The following is a 21,925-nucleotide window of genomic DNA, read 5'->3' on the forward strand; positions in this document are numbered from 1 at the left end:
AGTTTATGCAATCACAGTAATGCTGCTCCTGGTGAGTGCGGCTTGATTCGATAAGAAACCTATCTGAACTTGGGCTGTACTGCCGATGCCATCTTCATCAAAGAACAGTTGACCTGTAGTCTTATCGTAGATAAAGCGATCGCTCGCTGTGACAGCACTACTACCAAGGCGGAATAGACCAGGATCAAGTTTACCCAAGGCTTGAATCAGTCCAAATTCTAGCTTGGAGATCAAGATCAAATCTTGCCCAACTTTAAAGTCAGTAATAGTATCAAACTCTCCAGTACGAGTATCACTCAGATAGAAGCGATCGCGTCCATTACCACCAGTTAATAAGTCATATCCCTGACCACCAACTAACAGATCATCGCCATTACCACCGATTAAAGTATCATTGCCGTCACCACCATACAGGGTATCATTACCGTTACCACTATACAGGATGTCATTACCGTTACCACCATATAGGGTGTCATTACCGTTACCACTTAGTAAGGTATCGTTGCCATTGTCACCGTAGAGAGTATCTTTACCTTGACCGCCAACCAGCAGATCATTATCATCACCACCATATAGGGTGTCATGACCATTACCACCTAGTAAGGTATCATTGCCACCCAGACCCCAGATTAAATCATTCCTGTTAGTACCAATCAGGATATTGTTACCGGGAGTACCAATAATGCCGCCAGTGGGTTTGATAGTCACGCTTACAGATGCTGTTGCTGTGCCACCCTTACCATCACTGATAGCATAAGTGAAACTGTCACTACCAACGTATCCACTATTCGGAGTGTAGGTAATCAAGTCATCATTAAAGTCGGTCGGTGTACCATTGTCATTGATCAGGGCAACACCATTAACAGGAGTAGATACCAAACTCAGTTGCAGAGGATCACCATTGAAATCACTGTCATTAGCTAGGACATTAATGTTGATGCTAGTGTTTTGATTAGTAATGGCTGTATCATTTCCGGCTACAGGTGCAGTGTTCAAGTTCAGCCCCACAACTACTGGGTCATGGTCTGAAGAACGGAAAGCATCGGGATGATATAAGTTGTTGATCTGTGCTGCTGACTTGAAGTTGGTGTTGTAGTCTAGAACATTGGGTTCATCAGCATTAATATGCCACTTGGCTGCACCTGTTACCTGTGCTGCTAAAGAACCATTAGCTAAAGCATGGTCTAAAGAACCCCACTGACCATTGAAAACATAGGAGTAGGAACTATTTGGAACAAGGTTGGTATATCCTACATTTTCCAACACCTTGATCGGATCTTCCTGAGCGTAGGCGTTAATGTCGCCCATAATCAAGTAATCGGTGTCAGTAGTCCCAGTGGGATTTGTCGCTAACCATGCTGCCAAATCTTCAGATGCACGAGTCCGTGTCCCATTGGATAAACCTTGCCCATCGCCAGCATCAGCATCACCTATACCCCCAGAACTTGAACCCTTGGATTTGAAGTGATTGATGACAGCTGTGAATTGTTCACCAGTCGAGTTTTGTAGGAAGGTTTGGGCTAGGGGTTTACGATTATTGTTATCAAAAGCACCTTGACCAAAGCCATCAGGGACTGTGGCGGCTGCACCAACGGGGGTAACACTATTAGGTTTATAGATGAAACCAACAGCGATCGCATCCGTACCTAGTCTAGGCAGTCCTGGATCAATAAAAGCATAAGTACCAGCACCTGCAACCGCATTTAGTCCGTTGACTAAATCTTGAATTGCACTGGTAGCACCATAACCATCATTTTCAATTTCAATCAGACCAACAACATCAGCATTTAATCCCAAAATCGCCGCAATTGTTTTATCGCGCTGACGATTGAACTCAGTCAGGTTTTCTGCTCCCCGTTGTTCAGGACTGGTAAAACCACCACCAATTCCATCACCGTTGAAGTAATTAAGAACATTAAAGCTAGCAACCTTGAGCGTACCACCTACATCTGGTGTGGTTTCTGGACGAGGATTGGCTGGTGTAAAGTTTACACCCGTTGAGGTTTGAACGCGATACCCTTCAAAACGTTGGTCTAAAACGCCAGTGATACTAACAACGGTATCACCACCCCGCAGGGTATTAGTAGCACTAAGCGGTTCACCACCACGACCAAAGATAATGGTTGCCGGGTTTTGGACATTGCTACCGTCATCTAAGATAATCCGCCGCTTGGCAATTTCTTCTAAATAAGCAGCATAGCCAGCAACGCTGGGGTCATTAAATTGGGTATACTGTTCCAACCTGGCATCTGTGCCGGGTTGGTTACTAGCACCAGTGGCCGAGAGTACAACCTGACCAAAGCGACCAAGTTGAAAATGTTCGGTGACGGTTAAATCTCCACTAGCCGCACTGATATTTACTAGCATCCCTTCATAGCTTTCCCAGTCTACAACGCTAGCTACTGGTAACTGGATGGTAGTAACAGTAGGTAGAACATCTGCACCCAAGTTAATCACACTGCTAACTTGAGATAGTTGGGTGAGGCTGCTAGTATTACCACCACTGGTAAATTCGCTCACAGTACCAGTCACTCGGACTTTATCACCAACATTCCCAGAAAAGCGTCCTGTGGGGTCGAAAACAAAGATACCTTCGGAAGTTGTGGAGTTATCATCGGCATCAGCATCTTCTTCTTGAACAAAGAAACCACTCAACCCAGTACCACCGGGGAAAGCTGCAACTACAATACCCTCAATTGTGCGAATCCCACCAAAGGCCGAATTAAAGGCGGAACCACTGCCTTGAATTTGGTGAATTTTAGTAATGGTGAGGGCAACATCATTGTCAGTAATGGTGGCAGTGACTGAGCCAATGTTAATTCCGTTGTAGTTGGTATCATTACTAACTACACTGTGGTTGATAATACTGGTGTGTGTACCTTCTACTAAGGCATCATCTACTGCTGTCACTGTCACCGTTTGTGCTGTATTCCAGTTATCAGGGGTGAAAGTGAGGGCAGTAATGCTAGTTGTGGTTTGAGAATCGGGGGTGATTGTCACTATGACATCTGCTGTAGGCTGAGTATTCAGCACAATGGTGTAGGTATCTGTTGCCCCATCTTCGGTGACGTTGGTACTACCACCAGACTCAACTAAGGTGACACCAGGTAAGGCGGCGGTGGCAACCTGTAAGTGATCGATTCCTAAGCCATGATCAGCACCAGCATTGTCTACATCACTCCAGCGCAACCAAATTTCTTCACCAGGTGCGAGGGAGAACCCAGTCATAGTCCCGGAGAGACTAACACGGTTGCTGCTGTCATTACCATTCACAGCGCCTGCTGTGCTGGTAGCAACGGGGCCAATGAAGTCTAGGGAATCAACATCAATCCAAGTTCCAGTGTTGATGCTAGTAGCCCCAATTTGGTAAGCAAAGTCGAGTTTGTGTTGTGTTGTATTGCCACCGTTGCGCCATTGTTCACCAACATAGCTAATGGATAGAGATGTCACGGTAGTGCCAGTATCATTAAAGAACCGCGCACCATAGAAAATCGTTCCAGTACCACCAGAAGCCACTGATCCTAAAGCTCTATCTGAGTTACCAGATGCACCAAAACTGTACAGACTACCAGTGTTACTAGAACCCGTACCGGCATTAATTGTAGTTCGGCTGGTGTACCAACCCGTCAAAGTTTGGTTATCTGTCCAAGCTGTGTTACTGGTGCTGAGGCTATCGAAGTCTTGGAAGTAAGGCGTACTCAGAGAAATTACCCCTGTTGGTAGAGTGAAGACTGTTTCTAGTCCGTTGGTGGCGATCGCAATATCCTCAGATTTCAGAATTATAGCTGTCATGATTATTAATATGTAAGCAAAATGGTAAAAAATCTGAAAAAGCAACACAAAGCATTAGCCTATGCTTGAATAGGTCGTACTGGCTTTTTATGTTTTTGTTAGCTACAAAAAATCAACGCACAGTAATTTTATTCCTGTAAATAGGCGATAAAAATCTACTGATTTAAGGTTAAGAAAATACTAGGAAAAGGTAAAATTACTAATTATTTATAAATAATATTTTCAGATAAAAATTCAGGCGTTGCTGAATAGAAGGATAAAAATCAAAAATTCAAGCTCTCAAACTCTTATTCTCCACACCTCTGCGTGAAGCAAAAATCACCTCACCAATCAGCAACGCCCAAATTCATATAGGAATCCGGTTTGATTACTGTTCGTCTAACGTGGCGTAGCCAAATGATTTGCGTAGGTAGGCAATAGGCACTCTTGCAATAGGAAAGAAGGGGGGTAGGGGTATACTGAGTTTTTATGCGCTAGCGCAGGCTACGCCAACAAAAATCAAATATGATTCCTATAGCGGCTGAAATCGAACCCGTAAACCATCTTTAGGACGATTTGTAGGAATCCGCACTGTATCTAAACTTTGATTAGGCAAGATTTCCCAATGATACTTGCGTAAAAGATGGGCAGCTACAATCTTCATTTCCATTTTGGCAAAGGCTATGCCAATACAAATGCGTGGCCCACCACCAAAACCAATTAAACTAAAGGGGTACTTTTTATTTTCTTGACGCTGGGGACTAAAACGCTCTGGATCAAAACGCTCTGGTTCAGGGTAAATTTCCTCTAGACGGTGAGTTGTCAAAATTGAATATAAGAGTTGCCAACCAGCAGGTACATGAAAATCATTAAATTCAAAGTCTTTAATTACTCCACGAAAACCGCCACCAACAGGTTGATGTAATCGCTCAATCTCTAACAAAATTTGTTCCAAATAGGGCATTTTCCCTAATTGTTCTAAACTTAATTCACCTTGACTAGCAAACTGTAATTGCTCATCTCTAGCACGCTGCATGACTTCTGGATGACGGGCTAATTCTACACATAGCCAAGTCAACATAGAAGTTGTAGTTTCATGTCCAGCAAACAGTAACAAAACTGCTTGGGCAATTAATTCTTTCTCACTTAAACTGTTACCATCCTCATCTTGAGCTTGCACTAACAAACTCAGAGCATCTTTTGTGGGTTGTTGCTGACGTTCCCTGACTACTTGAGTTAAATGCTCTAAAATTTGGTTACGTGCTGCTACAGCTTTGTTAAACTTGGTAAATGGTAAGGGCAAGGGGTTAATGGCAAATAGTCCATTAGTTAGTGTGGTAAATAACTGGCTCAGACGGATACATTCCTCACCAGGATTAGTCCCCAATAATAATTGACTAGCAATATCAAATGTTAATTGTTTAAACTCTTCAAACCAAGTAAATTCTTGTTTATTCTCCCATTTTTGCAAATATGTTTGTGTGATATCTGCCATTGTAGATACATAATTTGCTAAGGCTGGCCCATGCAAAGCTGGCATCATCAAGCGGCGATTTTTACGGTGTTCTTCACCATCTTGTAAAAATAATGATTCACCTAGCAATATTTTGAAATTTTCTGGCCATCCTTCACGCCAAGAAAAATTTTCCATGTGGCTGGATAGAACAAACTCTACAGCCTTTGGCCCTACCATTACTACAGTTGGTCTGCCCAAAATATGAGTTTTAAAAATCTCTCCATAATGATGATATCGCTTTTCAATAAATTTCGGATCGAAAATAAATTCTAGGGATTCACCTAATATCGGTAAACCAAACTTTCCGGGAGGAATTTGATTACTTTTCATCTATGAATAAATTTTAAATTACACACTCGAAGATGAGTCGGAGACTCGGAAAACCGCTTGTGTTGCGATTGTATTCACTAATTTTCTCACGCTTAGGAGGGATTGGGGATTGGGGATTGGGGAAATCTCTACCTTGTTTCTTTTTCAAACTAAACCATCCATGCGGCTTGGAAAAATTCAAGTTCGCATGACATTGCATAGCGATAGGTTGAGTGAGTTGAGGGATTGGCAGCAGCGTAATTGTTGACAAGATTTTCTAATTGTTGTGTAAGTGGCAAGAAATCTGCGCTGCTGTAAGTACGAATCCAGTCACCATACTGATGATTGGGGATGCCATGACTAGCTAACTGTTCTCCTAAAAAAGCATACAGACGCATACAAGGAGACATCGCCGCCGCAGTTAAACCTACATCCCCACTCCAAGCAGTGGCTAACAAAAAGTCAGTGTAACGACGGGTAGCCATTCCTGGTTCTACGGTAGTTAAATCAACTCTCCACTTAGCAGCATAGCTTTCATGCAGTCGCAGTTCCTCTAAAACTCCCCCAGCTAAAGTGTGAAATGTCCTAAAACTTTCCCAATCAGGGGCTTTAGCTGCCGCAATACTATAAGCACGGGCAAAGGATTCTAAGAAAAAGGCATCTTGTCCTACATAGTAGGCAAATTTCTTCTGTGCCAAAGCACCATTACCAATGCCTTGCACAAAAGGATGCTGTAAGCAAGATTGGGCTAAATCTTGATTTGCTGTCCACAAGTTATTAGATAGAGTCATTAGTCATTAGTTAATAGTCATTAGCAATTTTCCCATGCACCTCTGTTTTCTAATGACTCTCAACACGGGCTACGGGAACAGCACAAAATAAATTATTTCAAATAAACGGTCTACTACTTCCCTCAATATACAAGGGTGCGTCAGTATGAATAGTTTCTTGGTACAGCTAAAGTTTCTCACACTGACGCACCCTACGTTTTGGATATTGTTTTATCTAGAAATTCCTAAAAGCACCTTTACCGCTAACAGCATTCAAAATGGTAAAAATTGCAGTAATACTGATCCGAGACTGCCTACAAAGTCAAAGAAACTGGGTTTACCAGCACTGACTTTTTCAGTGTAGGGGGTTTGGAGTTCTTTGATAAAGGCTTGGGCTGTTTGTGTTCCGGTGGTGTTTTGCTGGGTGGTAAATAGTTTCTGTGCAGCTTGAGCATCTTCAACTGCGCCTTGGCGGTCAAAAACTTGGTAGCGGGCAATACCACGAGCCAAGTATGCACCTGCGTATTCTGGTTGAGCGGCGATCGCTTGATTAAAATAGTCAATAGCTTGCTTTTGATTGCCTTTTTGTGCTTCGGCTACGCCCCAAGCATAAAATTGTTCGGCGGTAGCAATTTGCAATGGGATACCTACCGCACCTTGGAAGTTAGCGCCTTGTAAATAAGCACCGGTAAATTCTGTGTTTGCTAGATAAGTATTTCTCAAGTCTGCACTGGCGAGATTTGCACCGCCCAGTTTCGCTTCGCTCAGATTCACGCCAAATAAACCAGCACCAGCCAAGTTAGCCCCCCGCAAATCAGCACCGCTTAAGTTGGCACGGCTCAGATTAGCGCCTGCGAGATTAGCACCGCTTAAGTTGGCTCTTGATAAGTCTGCCATCACTAAACCTGCTCCCGTTAAGTCACAATTTTGACATTGTTTTGTTGACAATAATTGTCTTAGATGTTCGGGATTTGCGGCTTGGGCAGTACCTGTCAGACTCAGAATGGATAGCAATACGGAGGTGGTAAAAATTAAGTTTTTCATAATCTGTGAGGAAATTTTGTACTCAGTATTCAAATAAGTCCAGACACATTTATACCCAGCTTATGATATGAGTAACCTGAACCAATTGCCCTCCGTAAAGACCTAAGTTATTGATGAGTTTTACTCAGAGTCAGAACCTCTTTGTAGTATGAGTTTATTTGTTGGGTCATTTCCGCAGAAGACAACCCATGCCCTTGTGTAAATAAACTGAAAGTAAATGTTAATATTGCTGCTAAAAAAAGTTTCTCTAGCATAATTCGTACTCCCCAGCACAATTAAATCATAACTTGAAATTATGAAAAGCCTAAGTATAATTTATGTTTAGTTAAATAATGCGATCGCTGATGCTGTGGCAGTAATATCCATCAGATGTTTGCATCATATCTGTCATATATATCGCTAGTGAAAGCAGGAATTATGCAAGTGGCAATAAAAAACCCCGATCGCTTTAAGCAATGGGGTGATCGTATTTATTCAACTGACACAAAATATATAGCTGTAGACAAAGCGATTAGGGCATGACTAAAAGCTCAAACTCATTCATGGCATAGATTTTACTATTGCCTATTGCCTATTGCCTATTGCCTTCTCCTACCCAGGTAAAGGTAAGCCAGTGACGGCTACTATACCAGCGATCGCACTGGCTACAAGGGAAGACAACGCTGTACCAAATAGCCACCAAGCCGCACTAGCAACGGTGCTTCTGGTTTCTTCGGCTTGCTTTCTCACTTGTGCTTGCATTGCTTGGATGCGTTTTTGGGTTTCTTGTTGGATGCGTTCGGCGCGTTGCAATACGCTATCCCGTGTGGCTTCGATTTGGTTGATAATCCGGTTAGCGTCTTCTTGGGAAATATCTTCGCGAGAACTCAAGATGGCAACTAGGGTATCACGGTCAAATTGGCTGAGGCGATCGCGCAGGGCTGCAAATCCCACTTGCGGATCATCAAACAATTTTGCAAAGTCTTGTCTAATGCCTTCATAGCTGAGTTCTGGACGTTCTAGGGAATCTAGATAGTTGCGAATCCTAGCAAAAATTTGATCAATCGCTGACTGGAATCTTTGCTGAACTTGTTGAATTTGCTGGGCAATCGAGTTACGTACTGACTCGATTTGTTCCACAATGCGGTTAGCTTCCTCTTCTGAGATATCTTCTCGTTGGGACAATAACGCCACCATCGTTGAACGGTCGAATTTTGAAAGGCGATCGCCTAAATTCTCTACTCCCAAACGAGGGTCTTGTAAGAGTAGTCTTAAATCCCGTTTGATACCTTCAGGGTTAAGTTCTTGTTTGTTGGTGTGACGCAGATAGTTTTCCAGACTAGCTGCAAAATCTCCCACTCTTTGAGTAGTCCGGTTTGCCAAGCGACGTGGCGCTCTGATAATATTCCCAATTGCCTCTTGTACCTGGTCAATTGTCCGATTAATTTGCTCTTTACTCAAATTTCTCTGTTGGCTGAGGAGTTCCACCAAGGTTTCGCGATCTACTTGCGCTAATCTATCGCGTAACGCTTCCACACCCTCCTGTGGTTGAGTTAGTAAGGTTTCTAAATCCCGTCTAATACCTTCGGGGTTGAGTTCCTCCAAGTTGGTACTACGGAGATAGTCGCCAATGGCTGTGATGGTGCGATTGTACTGTTCTTGTACTGCTTGTGGTGCTTGTAAAACACTATTCCTGACATATTCCAACTGATCAATAATGCGATTGATTTGCTCCTCACTCAAATCTTGACGCTGACTGAGTAATTGCACAAATGTATCACGGTCAAACTGCGATAAACGCGATCGCAGTAGTCTAACTCCCAATTCCGGTTCTTCTAGCAAGGCGCGAAAATCCCGTCTGATACCTTCAGGATTTAACTCATCTTTATTGGTATTGCGGAGATAATTTTCTACTCTTTGCCAAAGTTGATTAACTCTAGCTGTAGCTTGTTCTTGTCTCTCTCTGGCTTGATTGGAGAAATCATCACAGATACCTTCGAGTTGACTAACAATATCACTCGCTTCCTCTTGGCTAAAATCTTGCCGTTGCAAGAGTATCTGTACAAAAGCTTCCCGATCAAATCCCTGCAATAGCGTGCTGAAATCAGCGAATTCACCGTCTAATTCTGCTAATAAATTGGCAAAATCTTGCTGAATTGTCTCTGGTTTCAGTTGTTCTTTACCAGTTGCACGCAGATAATTTTCAATACGCAGACGGATTGTTTGACCTTTTTCCACTTTTTCCGATTGGCGCACAGTTTCTAGAACTTCATGGCGGATGCTATCCATCTGTTGAGCAATTTCTGTCACCCTTAATTCACTGAGATCACCTCGTTGTGTCAGCCAGTTGCTAAAGTCTTCTTGTTGGAGTTGTTCTAGTTGCTGACGGACATTTGTCGGATCTGCTTGGGGATCATAGATGACTTCTGGGAATTCATCTCTAATGGTGATGCGATTGAAATGCCAAGGAAAAGAATTCAAGATATAGTCTTTGATGTCTGATTTGATGGTGTGTTCCCTAAACGGAGTCAATCTTGCAGCGATTTGCTCAGTAGTTTGCTCTCTGAGGTGTTGTATTTCGTGGGTAATTTTCTCGACATCGATATCTTGAACTTTGGTTTTTAACTGTTGAAGTTGATTAGTAATTCTATCCACATCGATATCAGACAGATCCACCCGATCTAAAACAGCCGGAATAGCAGCAGTTACACCATACTGCACAGCTTGCTTCAACACTCCATTTCTACCATTACCGTTTCTTCTGACGGTGGTGACTACTTGCTGTAATCGTTCACCCAAATTTTCCGATTTTAATTCTTCGGGAGTGGCAGATTGCAGTAAATTGATCACTTGTTCTGTGGGATTTTGACGAGCAAAAGTTTGTTGCCACGCTGCGTTTAATTGGTCAGCAATTTGGTTGATATCCGCCTTTGATAAATTGGTGCGGTCACTAATTAAATCCACAAAAGTTTGACGATTAATATTTTTGAGTAAGTCGCCGTCAGCTAAGGAGCGCCAATCTACATCACCCAGGATTTTATCAAACTGATTGCGAATTTCTGCTAAATCTGGTTTTGGCACTGGTAGAGATGCCAAAGAATTCTTCAGAGTTTCAGTAATACTTTCAGCATCCAAACCAGCAGTTAATTCTCGTCGGACTGCGGCTGTAATTTCTTCCGTTGTAGAAACTGCTTGTCGTTGTGCAGCACCAGCACCAATGGCTGTAGTGGCTGTTCCCATCAGCGACTGTAAACCAGAATTGATAGTGCTGATGATAGAACCGAGTAAAGAACCAACTGCGGCAGAACCCAACCATGCTACCAATAAGAAATAGGTAGACCAAATGACAACGCCAACAATAGCTCCTAGTAGCGCACTTTGAATGAAGCTCAGTTTAACTGCTAAAAAGCAAGCAGTAAATAAGGCAATACTGGCGGTGATGATTCCCCAAGCCCCAACTTTAGCCTCAACTTGGCGAATTTTACTGCCAACACTTTCTGATTCTCCGCCATCATCTATATCAGTACCTAAAGTTGAGATTCTGGCGGCAACTGAAAGGTTGGTTAATAATAATTGAAAAGCAACCGCCATTAAAGTACCAGCTAACAAAGCTACTAGAAACTGAGAACCAGAAAAACCCAACAATGGTTCTACTGGCACAATAATATCTGGCAATCTTGTTGTAGGTGCGACACCAAAAGATAGCCAAGGCTGTATCAAAATACTTTCCAAACTTTGAAACATAGTATTTTTTCTCTTATACCCACAACATTCAATATCCACTTCCTGGAGAATGGCTTATTTATCAGTCTATTTATTACTTGTAGTTGAGTTACACCTTCTTAGGTAAGAATTGTGATTACCAAAAGTTATATATTCTGCATAAATATTAAAATAAAAAATAAAATTCAATCACTTTTATAGACAATATAAATCCATTAATTTTAGGAAAAAATCATATTTAATAGTTATCTGTTTTTTAGAATTTTATTAAATTTATATATTTATTAAAGATTTATTAAGACTAAATAAAAGATTGAATATGCCATACATAAATAAATTTTGCGTTCTTACTTGTGCCTCTGGAATACCCTTCTATTTCTGCTTTTGGTATGCACTTAAATAATATTTTTAGCAACATCAAAGTATTCATACAAGAGGAATATTTTCTATAAGAATTAGATTTTATTTTTGTTGGTGTAGCCTGTGCTGGCACATAAAAACTCATTACACCTCTACCCCCCTTCTTTCCTATTGCCTATTGCCTACCTCCGCAAATCATTTGGCTACGCCACGTTAGACGAACAGTAATCAAACCGTATTCCTATATATCCCTTGGTAGAGCAAGAAATTACTCCAACAGATTGATGAAAAAATACTATAAAAAAAGTCGTAATTAAAGGTAATGACATCAATGTTTTTATTTATGAATGTGAATTTTTTAAATCAGTAATTATTGTGTTGATTCTCGGAGAAAAAAGACATGGTTGTAGGTATACATAGACGTGCTGTAGGTGTGTTCTCTAATCGTCGGGATGCTGAACAGGCGCTACATGAATTGAAACATTCCGGCTTTCCTATGGATCGAGTCTCGGCGATCGCACAAAATGTAGATCGGGATGATGATCTTGCTGGCACTCCTGTACAGGAGGAAGTAGGTAATAAAGCTGATGAAGGTGCAGCAGCCGGAGTAGTTTCGGGTGGAGTTTTAGGTGGTTTAGGTGGCTTGTTAGTAGGACTTGGCACTCTAGCAATTCCTGGCATTGGCCCCATCATGCTAGCAGGAGCAACAGCAACAACTCTGGCCACTACCCTAGCTGGAGCAAGTATTGGTGCTGTTGCTGGTGGCTTTTTAGGCGCACTGATTGGTTTGGGTATCCCCGAAGAACGAGCCAGAGTATACGAAGATCGGGTGCGAAGAGGACACTATTTAGTAATTATCGATGGCACAGATGCAGAAATTGCTCAGGCAGAGGCAATTTTACATCGTCGCGGTATTGAAGAATTCGCCGTCTTTGATGCCACTGATGTAGATAGAGAACACCAGCGCCAAGGGGTAGAACGACTCAAACAGGAAGATATTATTCGCACGGAAACCCCAGTTAAAGGCAATGGGCATGATCCTGCGGTAGTGATTATTGATCACCGGAAAGAACGTATTTAAAATACTCAGTAGATAGTGTAACTACTGACTTTTCTTGATTGACAATTGACAACGCAAATGATTATGTTTATTTACATCTGACTCACTTAGAAAAACTGTTGTGATTACCCGATAGAAAAACTATGGAAACCGAACAAAAGCAAGCGGAATCCTTAAATGCCAATTTACCACAAGGTACAATAGCACTACCCAAGGCAGAAAATGGTAACTTACCCAAGCTACCACCAGCAAATGACACTAATACTCAATGGCAACAAGTTGCTAAACAAGTATCTGATTTCTTGGCGCAACTACCAGAATATGTAGGTAGTTTTTATCAGAAATATAACCGTCCCATTGTCACAGTTTTATTAATCCTATCAGTCCTAGTAACGCTGAGGGTATTACTGGCTTTATTAGATGCAATCAACGATCTCCCTTTATTAGAGCCAATTTTTGAAGTGATTGGACTTAGTTACTCAACTTGGTTTATTTTCCGTTATCTCATCAAATCTTCAACTCGCAAAGAATTAGTGACAGAAATTAACTCACTGAAAAGCCAATTCTTTGGTTAATTACATTCAGTTAGTTTATTTTCAGACAATAGTACAGAAGTACAGAAAACTATAGATAAAAAGATAAGATGTTTATCATCATTGGTTAGTTCTGTACTGACTTAAACACTTATCTTGATAAAATCTGTACTATCTAAAACTACTTGTAATTTTTGATTGGTGAGCTTTTCCAAAGATACCCAATTTATTAGAGAGTTTGGGTATCTATTTTTTTTGGATTAAAACGAGAAAGCGTTATATATCCAAAGATAGAGAAAATTATTAATTTTATTTTTATAACATTCCTCAAGATAGTAGATTCAACAATGTGAAAAGTCTAATCTAGTTCTCGAAGTTTTAACATTTTTTTTAACGAGGACAAATTTATGACTAATGAAAAACATCAAGGCATAGACTCACATGAACGCGTAGAAGTAGATACATACGATAGAGGTATTATCCCTGCTGAAACTGCTGCCCGTCATGAAAGAGAGGGAGAATTATATAAAACACTCCCTACAGAAGAAAGAGAAGCAGATGCACCGACAGATGATCAAACAAAAACCCAAAGTATTCGCACTACAGACGGCTATACAGTAGACAAAGAAGGTTTATTAAATAACTACGCAGTTGAACCAGAAATGTACTACGACGTTCCTGGTGATGCCACAGCCGCAGCAGAACAAGACACTTCAACACGAGTTGAAGAATTAAGCGAAGTAAATGAAGATAAAGCAGGTGAATTAACAGAAGAAAGAGATGTCAGAGGTAGGGGACCAGGTTTAATCTAGTAATTGCTCAATTTGATTTTAGGGACTGCCAAATCACAAAATATCAAATAAGTAGGGTGCGTCAGGCAGAAGAACTCTGGAATTATCTGTAATTGATTTGTACTGACGCACCTTTCTAGAAACTGATATTGACCAGTTTTGACAGATAAAAATTCTTGTTAATTGGCGTTGCAAATCTGCATTGGAAATTTGATATTTTAAATCAATTACCGCCACTTTTCACTCCACGCACCTGTAACATCAAATCCACTAGGAACAGGTGTTAATTTCAATGAACCCCAATTAAAGGTGTTACAAATTGTGCCGAAAGTAGTGCCGCAAATATCACCAGCACCATAACCATTTAAAGAACGAGTTCCTAGATGAGAATAGGTAGAACCGCCCCAATTACCATTGCCAAACCAAGTAGTGTTTTTCGGTCCAACCCGTAGAACACAACGTAAGCCATCACCTCTACGTCTACCTGCCAGATCAGATACTTGATATTCATCAAAATATCCGCCACAGGTGGTTGGTCTGGATAAAGGTCTGTAATTAGTTGTTTTGACTAATTGCCATTGTTCATTCCATGCACCAGTCACGCGAATTGTCGATCCACCACCCAAAACTTTTACATTCAAATTTCCGGGGAAATTGTTGTTAATATCTTCGCCGTTACCGTGAATATCAGAGGCAAAACCAACCAGATTGCGACCTCTATATATAGCTTGTCCTACGTGACGATAGGTTGCACCACTCCAGTTACCTTCGCCGTACCATGCCAATCTGGGGATAGCTGTTCCTGGTTTGCCTTCGCTAAATTTGACGCAACGGATACCAGCGCCTCGACGGTTATCTAGAGGTTTGACGATATAGGTACTGAGATGGGGACCGCAACTAAAATTTGAAGCGGGAAGTAATCGCAAGTCTTGTACTATGGGAACTTGGGCAAAAACAGTAGTTGCAGTAGTTAAGGCAACCATGCTACCAAGTGTTAAAGATTTCAGTCCTAAGCGAAGCATAATACTTCTTCCTTGTAGTAAAGTTTGTGCAGGTGTTTTTGAACACCTTCTGTTGTCCTATAGATCGGCTTCTAGTTTTTTATGCAACCTCGGCAAAGCATTATTGAAATGTTTTCAACTTTTGTGCAGTTTGATGCCGATCGCTTCAGTCGGTGGGCGACGGAATCACGCTTGCGTCGCAGCATTCAAAGTTGTCTGAACCATACCCCCAAGGAAACTTCGGAAGGTTTTTGGACTTTGTATTGGTATAAGTTTTGGCAACTTCCCGAAACCAAAGCCTTAGCCAAGCAGCATCTCACCGCTTATTTGCAAGAACCTTGTTATTGGACATCCCAAAAAACAGCCGCTAGTTTGATTAGTACGCAGTACAAGCTCTCAGACTGCTTTCAAGTGGCGATCGCCCAAGTTGATCGAGTCCTCAAAGGGTTTAATCCCAGTCATAGCAGTAGCCTGAAAGGTTACGCCAGTATTCTTTTTGGTAGTGCTATCCGCGAAACCCTACGCCAACGCCAGGAAGTAGATATCTGCACTGATTGGGGTTTGTTACGCAAAATTAGCCAGAAGCGTTTGGATGAATCTTTGCAAAATGCTGGTTTATCCGCAGCCGAAACTCAGGCATACATCCAGGCATGGAATTGCTTCAAAACCCTGTATGTGCCAACCAAAGCGGCTAATTCGCGGCAATTGTCTCCCCCAGATGCTGACACCTGGGAGGCGATCGCTAAAGCTTACAACTCCCCAAGCACCCCATCAGCCAACCCCCAAACCTTAGAAAAGTGGCTATTGAATGCTGCTAAAGCTGTACGCAAGTATCTTTATCCCAACCCAGATTCTCTAAATATTTCTCAGGGTGGGGATGATTCATTTGAGATGTTAGATAATCTCCCTGGCACAGAACAGCCATCTTTAATTCAAGAAATCATTGCCCAGGAGGAAGAACAAGCCAGAAATATCCAAAAAAGAGAAATTAATCAAATATTAGTTAAGGCAATTTCTCAACTCGATTCTCAATTACAACAGATTTTACTTTTATACTACAACCAAAAGCTGAATCAGGATGCCATTGCTCAACAATTAGACACAAAGCAATACACTGTTTCTCGAAGACTGGGTAAAGCTAAGGAGATTTTATTGCGATCTTTAGCAAGCTGGAGTCAAGATACACTGCATATTTCCCTCACTCCAGACATACTCAAGGGTATGGGTACACTAATAGAAGACTGGCTACAGAATTACTACAATGTCTCCCACCCCTAACTTTGAATTTTGAATTTTGTAGGCGCAAGCCTTCTCTAGGAAGGCGTTAGCCCAGCCGTAGGCTATTTTGAATTGATTCCCCCGGAGTATCCGCCATGACTGCTAACCCTACCGTCTTCACATTTGCTGACTCAACAGACTTGATTTTAGAAATCCCTGATCATCCCCAAAATCAAATCAATCTTCCTAGTGAGTCTTTTTCTCATCCTAGTATAGGGTATCAAGCTTATTTAAACGAAATTTGCTTGAGTGCAGTCTTGCCGTGGTTACAAGAAGATTTTACACGCCAAGCAAAGGTTTGGCCTAATACCAATTCTCTAGCCAGCATTTGGGAACTGGTAAATGGAACTGCCATCACCCTAGACGTAACCAAATTTATCCTAGTTCCCAGTGAGACTATTGATTTAAGTGAATTGCGTGTACCCCAAGAATGGGTAGATTTACCAAATTGGGTGGGAGATTATTATTTGGCGGTACAAGTAGATCCAGATGCAGGCTATGTTAAGGTTTGGGGTTACTGTACCCATGCACAATTAAAGAATCAAGGTCAATATGATCCAGGCGATCGCACTTATACTTTAGATGCGAGTGCTATCACGACTGACATGAGTGTGTTACCTGTGGAATTACAATTCTGTATGCAGATAGCCACACGTAGCCAGCTAGCAGCGTTACCCACCATATCCCAAACCCAAGCACAAAACTTAATTACCCGTTTAGGTAATCCCGAAGTCATCACCCCCAGGCTAGCCATCCCGTTTGAATTGTGGGGGGGACTGGTAGAACATGGTGGCTGGCGCAAAAGCCTCTATGAACGCCGCTTAGGCTTACCAGAACAGCGTTCAGTGGTGCAATGGCTACAAAGTGGTGTTTCCCAAGGGGCTGAGGCTATAGGTTGGGGTAAGTTGAATTTACAATTAAGTGCAGCTGGAGCTAAGAGTGCAGAAGGAGTGCAGCCAGGAGTAACATTATCCCGTAGATTAGCGATCGCTGGACAAACCTACGAACTTTTAATTACTCCCCAAGGCGAAACAGATACATCCTATTGGCGGTTTGAGTTACGGAATACCAGCGTAGGTGCATCGATTCCCGGCGGTTTTAAACTCCGACTCCTCACCGAAGACTTACAACCGTTCCCCAACAATGAAGACGTAGCCACAACAGCCGTAGAACAACTCTACGTTGAAGTTGCCCTAGATGCTGGTGAAGGTATAGTTTGGGAAATAGAACCACTACCGGAAAATTATGACCAAGAAATTTTACGATTCTAAGCTGTTAGAGGTCTTTTTTTATTGATAATGTGGATAAGTATTCTTTCTCTATTCACATCAGATAAACAGCCATGAGAGAAACACAAAACCAACAAATGCGTATCTGGGCTATGTTGTGTCATCTCTCAGCGTTATTAGCATGGATACTTTTATTTACCTTAGTCTACTTAGGTATTCCTTTATTCTTGCCCCTAAATATTTTAGTACCGTTAATCATTTGGCAGTTACGAAAAGTCAAATATTCCTGGGTTGATTTTCAAGGTAAAGAATCTCTGAATTTTCAGATTTCACTAACCTTTTATACTGTAGTTGTCATAATTATATCGTTATTATTAGTGCTAGCGAGTTGTGGTATTGCAGTCACTACTAACGGTGAAATTAATGAAGTCAACACAGTTTTAGACAGCCTGATATTTATTTGGGTGTATTTTATGGCTGCCTTATTATTATTACAATTATTTTTAGTAACTTTTGCCGCCAGGAAAGCATATAGTGGTGAACATTATCGCTATCCCTTTACAATGCGATTCTTAAGGTAAGAGTGCAAGAGGTGTAAGGGTACGGAGCCGAGACGCTCCGCCTCCGGTAAGGTAACAGTAGCGCAAATGAGAATAAACCATTGCCTATTGCAAGAGTGCCTATTGCCTTCTAACTAATGACTATTTCCCCTTTTTTCTGTATGCTGACTTATGAAATACAGAGTAATTTTTAAGCAGTAGGATATATGGTTTCAGGCTTACAAACAAGTCAGGGTAACATTGGTGTAGCAATTGTTGGTACTGGATTCGGTCAAAAAGTTCACATACCTGCATTCAATGCCCACCATCGTACAGAAATAGTTGCTGTTTATCATCGCGATATTAATAAAGCTAAAACCATTGCCGCAGCTAATAATATTCCCCATGCTTGTGACAATCTTACTGATGTTCTAGCTTTACCAGCCGTGCAAGCAGTCAGCATCTCTACACCGCCTTTTCTCCACTACGAAATGGCAAAACAAGTTTTACAAGCAGGTAAACATTTATTACTAGAAAAACCCGTAACTTTAAATGTAGCTGAAGCGCAAGAATTGTATCAATTAGCCCAAGCAAAAGGGGTGATTGCTACTGTAGATTTTGAGTTTCGCTTTGTTCCAGCGTGGCAATTTTTTGCTGAATTATTAACATCAGGCTATGTCGGCAACCAACGCTTAATTAGAATTGATTGGTTAGGTTCTTCTCGTGCCGATACTTCCCGCCCTTGGAATTGGTATTCTTCCCAAGAGAAAGGCGGCGGTGCATTGGGTTCTTTGGGTTCTCACGCCTTTGATTATATTTACTGGCTGTTTGGGGCAGTTAAGAGATTAAATGCCCATTTGACTACTGCTATTCCGGCACGGCTTGAACCTGCTAGTGGGGAATTAAAGCCAGTAGAGACAGACGACACCTGTCTGTTGTCTTTGGAATTAGCCAATGGTACACCTTGCCAAGTTGCTATCAGTGCAGTGGTTCATGCTTGCCGTACACATTGGTTAGAAGTGTATGGCGATCGCGGTACTCTAGTTTTAGGCAGCGATAACCAAAAAGATTATATCCACGGATTTAAGGTTTGGGGTTCTCAAGCAACCCAACCCCTCCAAGAAATCGAAATTCCCCAAAGATTCCTATTTCCTCAACATTACCCTGATGGACGCATTTGTGCATTTCTCCGGGTAGTTAACCAATGGGTACAAGGAATTGATACCCAAACCCCAACAGTACCATCTCTGCGCGAAGGGGTTTATTCCCAGCTATTAATGGATTTATCTCATCACTCTCACACCACTTCAACCTGGGTAGATGTGCCAAATTTAGAAATATAGGTAGGTGACAGGTTACAGGTTACAGGTTACAGGTTACAGGTTACAGGTTACAGGTTAAAGGTTACAGGTTACAGGTGACAGGTTACAGGGAACAAAGGTAATGAGTAGAGGGTGGCTGAAAAATAAAGTTTTCTATAGGAATTATCAAGTTGATTGGCGGTTAATCAGCAGCAAGTAGTGATAAATTCGTTTCAACGCTTCATTGCGGACTAAACGAAGTGGATACAAATTAGTATAAATATGCCCTTTTATCCAATTGATACAAATAAGCAAAAATTACATTGCTTCAATCATGGTGATTTTACCGATGACATCCCACCTCTGCTAAGAAATGATTCTGAAGAAATTGATTCAGATCATGAAGTGATTGATTTAAGTGTATTAGTTACTTTTTCTCATGAGTGGTGGATTCAACAAGCCCAGCAGACTTTTCGGGAATTAAATTTTGACGCACACCTAGCAGTCTGTGAAGCAGAGGTGAAACATGGTATTAGCGCCAGTTTAGATGTCATGCCCCATCCTGAACCAGTAACGGACATGACGATTTATAATTTAAACGCGATTTTGGATGGATTGATTGATTGAATAGGCACATTATTAGGGTGCATCAGATGTCAAAAGTCTGTACATTTTTACCGAAATTTCCCTCTGACGCACCCTATCAGAGAATAAATTTCTCACCTAAAATGACATAGCAACCAGAAATTATCTCAAATTTCTGATTGCTACTAGAGGTTTTTAAGTTCTTAGACTGGTCGGTAACTACAACTTAGTCCCGCATTCAGAACAGAATTTATGATCATGGGCATTGGTTGTACCGCAATTGCTGCAATAAACTGGTTCTACACTGGCTTTCGGTGGTTGCTTGGGTAAACCAATCATTTGAGCATTGCTCTTACCAGGGGCTACCATTGGATAACAGTTCTCGTCTTTGGTGACATGAACATCCAAAATTACAGGGCCATTGTGGGCTAACATTTCAGCGATCGCATCTTTTAATTGCTCACGCTTAGTCACTATTATCCCCTTAATTCCATAGGCTTTTGCCAAAAACTCAATATCTGGCATCCCCACTTCCATATTTGAACATGAGTAGCGTTCGCCGTGGAAGGCTTGTTGCCACTGGCGTACCATCCCTTGCCAGCCGTTATTGATAATTATTGTCTTGACATTAATGCCATATTGTGCGGCAGTTCCCAATTCTTGCAAACACATTTGGAAACTAGCATCACCACTAATACAGACGACTTCATCATTAGGGAATGCTACTTTAGCACCAATAGCCGCAGGCAAGCCAAAACCCATTGTTCCTAAACCGGCGCTAGAAATCCAGCGTCGAGGGCCATTCTTGAGGAATTGGGCTGACCACATTTGATGTTGACCTACATCTGTAGTGTAGAAAGCATGGGGTGCTTGACGGCCAACTTCTACAATTACCTCTTGGGGTGAGATGCTGTCAGGATGTTGGGGTACTACTAAGGGATACTCTTCACGCCAACGGTTAATCAGGTTGAGCCATTCTGTGGTTTGGTTGGGTGTACTTTTGGCACCGATTTGTTTGCAGCGACGCAACAAGTCAATTAACACCTTCCGCACATCACCAACTATGGGTACTTCTGGGACGCGATTTTTACCTACTTCTGCGGGATCGATGTCGATGTGAATAACTTTGGCACGGGAGGCAAATTCATCTAATTTACCTGTTACGCGGTCATCAAACCTGGCACCCACGCAAATCAGCAAATCACAATCCGTTACCGCAAAGTTGGCGTAGGCGGTGCCGTGCATTCCCAACATTCCCAAAGATAGGGGATGATGTTCATCAAAAGCACCGATACCCATTAAGGTAGTTGTGACGGGGATATTAAATAGCTCTGCTAGTTCTTGAATTTCTGTGTGTGCGCCAGATGCGATCGCACCCCCACCAACATATAGTAGAGGACGACGGCTGTCTTGAATTAACTGAATCGCCGCATTGATTTGTTTGGGATTGCCCTTCACTGTAGGACGATAACCCCGTAACTTGACTGTACCTGGTTCTACAGGTACATAATCAAATTCTTCAAAAGCCACGTCTTTAGGCACATCTATTAACACCGGTCCTGGACGGCCTGTGCTAGCAATGTGAAAAGCCTCAGCTACAATCCGCGCCATGTCAGCCGGATCACGCACTACATAGGAGTGTTTGACTATTGGTAGAGTAATGCCATAGATATCAGTTTCTTGGAACGCATCCGTACCGATCATTTTCCGTGGTACTTGTCCTGTGACAATCACCATGGGAATCGAATCCATGTACGCCGTAGCGATACCTGTCACCAAGTTAGTTGCACCGGGGCCAGAAGTACCAAAGCAGACACCCACTTTGCCAGTAGCGCGGGCATAACCATCGGCAGCATGAGCTGCCCCTTGTTCGTGCCTCACGAGAATGTGCTTAATGCGCCCAGTTGCTTCTACTTTGTATAGATCATCATAAATTGGTAGGATTGCTCCACCAGGATAGCCAAAGATATACTCAACACCGTGGCGCAGAAGGCTATCTAGTAGTGCAGAACCACCAGTTACCCGTTTAGGGGTGACAACTGATGATGTAGAACTAGCAGACTGGTTGTGTTGCTCTATTTGTGAGGGACTAGTCGGGGAAGGCAAGCTCACAGTCACGATCAAACCTCGGAGGAT

The 21,925-nt window shown here is 42.0% G+C and carries 15 protein-coding genes; 8 read left to right on the forward strand and 7 right to left on the reverse strand.

Features of this window, described 5'->3' with window-relative positions:
* Positions 1–3: 3 nt before the first annotated feature.
* From NOS7524_RS21510 to NOS7524_RS21530, 5 genes are all read right to left on the reverse strand, one after another.
* On the reverse strand, positions 4–3,792 hold the full coding sequence (locus NOS7524_RS21510; protein WP_015140592.1) for an ExeM/NucH family extracellular endonuclease: 3,789 nt from the start codon (positions 3,790–3,792) through the stop codon (positions 4–6).
* Between the two features lie 511 nt (positions 3,793–4,303).
* Positions 4,304–5,617 (reverse strand): cytochrome P450, encoded by a 1,314-nt coding sequence (locus NOS7524_RS21515; RefSeq protein WP_015140593.1) that lies wholly within the window; start codon positions 5,615–5,617, stop codon positions 4,304–4,306.
* Positions 5,618–5,766: 149 nt separating this feature from the next.
* Positions 5,767–6,387, reverse strand: a complete 621-nt coding sequence (locus NOS7524_RS21520) for a TenA family protein (protein ID WP_015140594.1) — start codon at positions 6,385–6,387, stop codon at positions 5,767–5,769.
* Positions 6,388–6,639: 252 nt separating this feature from the next.
* A complete protein-coding gene (locus NOS7524_RS21525; protein ID WP_015140595.1) occupies positions 6,640–7,410 on the reverse strand; it encodes a pentapeptide repeat-containing protein in 771 nt (256 codons plus the stop codon).
* Between the two features lie 591 nt (positions 7,411–8,001).
* A complete protein-coding gene (locus NOS7524_RS21530; RefSeq protein ID WP_015140597.1) occupies positions 8,002–11,133 on the reverse strand; it encodes a hypothetical protein in 3,132 nt (1,043 codons plus the stop codon).
* A 739-nt stretch (positions 11,134–11,872) separates the two neighbouring features.
* On the opposite strand from NOS7524_RS21530, the gene NOS7524_RS21535 reads away from it, so the two are divergent.
* The 3 genes from NOS7524_RS21535 (at position 11,873) to NOS7524_RS21545 (ending at position 13,877) form a co-directional block, all read left to right on the forward strand.
* Complete coding sequence (locus tag NOS7524_RS21535) at positions 11,873–12,553, forward strand: general stress protein (RefSeq protein WP_015140598.1); 681 nt, start codon at positions 11,873–11,875, stop codon at positions 12,551–12,553.
* A gap of 122 nt (positions 12,554–12,675) precedes the next feature.
* Entirely contained in the window at positions 12,676–13,107 is a 432-nt protein-coding gene (locus NOS7524_RS21540; RefSeq protein ID WP_015140599.1) for a CAAD domain-containing protein, read from the forward strand.
* A gap of 365 nt (positions 13,108–13,472) precedes the next feature.
* A complete protein-coding gene (locus NOS7524_RS21545; protein ID WP_015140600.1) occupies positions 13,473–13,877 on the forward strand; it encodes a hypothetical protein in 405 nt (134 codons plus the stop codon).
* A 206-nt stretch (positions 13,878–14,083) separates the two neighbouring features.
* Here NOS7524_RS21545 and NOS7524_RS21555 read toward each other — a convergent pair whose 3' ends face one another.
* Complete coding sequence (locus tag NOS7524_RS21555) at positions 14,084–14,878, reverse strand: hypothetical protein (RefSeq protein ID WP_015140601.1); 795 nt, start codon at positions 14,876–14,878, stop codon at positions 14,084–14,086.
* Between the two features lie 81 nt (positions 14,879–14,959).
* Here NOS7524_RS21555 and NOS7524_RS21560 point away from each other — a divergent pair, with 81 nt between their 5' ends.
* The 5 genes from NOS7524_RS21560 (at position 14,960) to NOS7524_RS21580 (ending at position 19,831) form a co-directional block, all read left to right on the forward strand.
* Positions 14,960–16,135: a sigma-70 family RNA polymerase sigma factor gene (locus NOS7524_RS21560; RefSeq protein ID WP_015140602.1), complete on the forward strand. Its 1,176-nt coding sequence runs from the start codon at positions 14,960–14,962 to the stop codon at positions 16,133–16,135.
* A 95-nt stretch (positions 16,136–16,230) separates the two neighbouring features.
* Positions 16,231–17,406: a DUF1822 family protein gene (locus tag NOS7524_RS21565; RefSeq protein WP_015140603.1), complete on the forward strand. Its 1,176-nt coding sequence runs from the start codon at positions 16,231–16,233 to the stop codon at positions 17,404–17,406.
* A 71-nt stretch (positions 17,407–17,477) separates the two neighbouring features.
* Positions 17,478–17,945 carry a DUF4870 domain-containing protein gene (locus tag NOS7524_RS21570; protein WP_015140604.1) on the forward strand — a complete coding sequence of 156 codons (468 nt, stop codon included), beginning with the start codon at positions 17,478–17,480 and terminating at the stop codon, positions 17,943–17,945.
* A 185-nt stretch (positions 17,946–18,130) separates the two neighbouring features.
* On the forward strand, positions 18,131–19,246 hold the full coding sequence (locus tag NOS7524_RS21575) for a Gfo/Idh/MocA family protein (RefSeq protein WP_015140605.1): 1,116 nt from the start codon (positions 18,131–18,133) through the stop codon (positions 19,244–19,246).
* A gap of 240 nt (positions 19,247–19,486) precedes the next feature.
* Complete coding sequence (locus NOS7524_RS21580) at positions 19,487–19,831, forward strand: hypothetical protein (protein WP_015140606.1); 345 nt, start codon at positions 19,487–19,489, stop codon at positions 19,829–19,831.
* Between the two features lie 177 nt (positions 19,832–20,008).
* Here the strand turns inward: NOS7524_RS21580 and ilvB are convergent, their stop codons facing one another.
* The gene (gene ilvB / locus NOS7524_RS21585) at positions 20,009–21,907 is read right to left on the reverse strand and encodes a biosynthetic-type acetolactate synthase large subunit (protein WP_015140607.1); all 1,899 of its coding nucleotides are present in this window, start codon (positions 21,905–21,907) and stop codon (positions 20,009–20,011) included.
* Between the last annotated feature and the right edge of the window lie 18 nt (positions 21,908–21,925).

This window comes from Nostoc sp. PCC 7524, assembly GCF_000316645.1.
Lineage (GTDB): Bacteria > Cyanobacteriota > Cyanobacteriia > Cyanobacteriales > Nostocaceae > Trichormus.

Excerpts from the sequence above, each read along its gene's own strand:
- NOS7524_RS21565 (WP_015140603.1), top strand. The coding sequence starts at position 16,231 with ATGACTGCTAACCCTACCGTCTTCACATTTGCTGACTCAACAGACTTG.
- NOS7524_RS21510 (WP_015140592.1), bottom strand. The coding sequence starts at position 3,792 with ATGACAGCTATAATTCTGAAATCTGAGGATATTGCGATCGCCACCAAC.
- NOS7524_RS21515 (WP_015140593.1), bottom strand. The coding sequence starts at position 5,617 with ATGAAAAGTAATCAAATTCCTCCCGGAAAGTTTGGTTTACCGATATTA.
- NOS7524_RS21580 (WP_015140606.1), top strand. The coding sequence starts at position 19,487 with ATGCCCTTTTATCCAATTGATACAAATAAGCAAAAATTACATTGCTTC.
- NOS7524_RS21570 (WP_015140604.1), top strand. The coding sequence starts at position 17,478 with ATGAGAGAAACACAAAACCAACAAATGCGTATCTGGGCTATGTTGTGT.
- NOS7524_RS21535 (WP_015140598.1), top strand. The coding sequence starts at position 11,873 with ATGGTTGTAGGTATACATAGACGTGCTGTAGGTGTGTTCTCTAATCGT.
- NOS7524_RS21520 (WP_015140594.1), bottom strand. The coding sequence starts at position 6,387 with ATGACTCTATCTAATAACTTGTGGACAGCAAATCAAGATTTAGCCCAA.
- NOS7524_RS21575 (WP_015140605.1), top strand. The coding sequence starts at position 18,131 with ATGGTTTCAGGCTTACAAACAAGTCAGGGTAACATTGGTGTAGCAATT.
- NOS7524_RS21530 (WP_015140597.1), bottom strand. The coding sequence starts at position 11,133 with ATGTTTCAAAGTTTGGAAAGTATTTTGATACAGCCTTGGCTATCTTTT.
- NOS7524_RS21545 (WP_015140600.1), top strand. The coding sequence starts at position 13,473 with ATGACTAATGAAAAACATCAAGGCATAGACTCACATGAACGCGTAGAA.
- NOS7524_RS21540 (WP_015140599.1), top strand. The coding sequence starts at position 12,676 with ATGGAAACCGAACAAAAGCAAGCGGAATCCTTAAATGCCAATTTACCA.
- NOS7524_RS21525 (WP_015140595.1), bottom strand. The coding sequence starts at position 7,410 with ATGAAAAACTTAATTTTTACCACCTCCGTATTGCTATCCATTCTGAGT.
- NOS7524_RS21560 (WP_015140602.1), top strand. The coding sequence starts at position 14,960 with ATGCAACCTCGGCAAAGCATTATTGAAATGTTTTCAACTTTTGTGCAG.
- NOS7524_RS21555 (WP_015140601.1), bottom strand. The coding sequence starts at position 14,878 with ATGCTTCGCTTAGGACTGAAATCTTTAACACTTGGTAGCATGGTTGCC.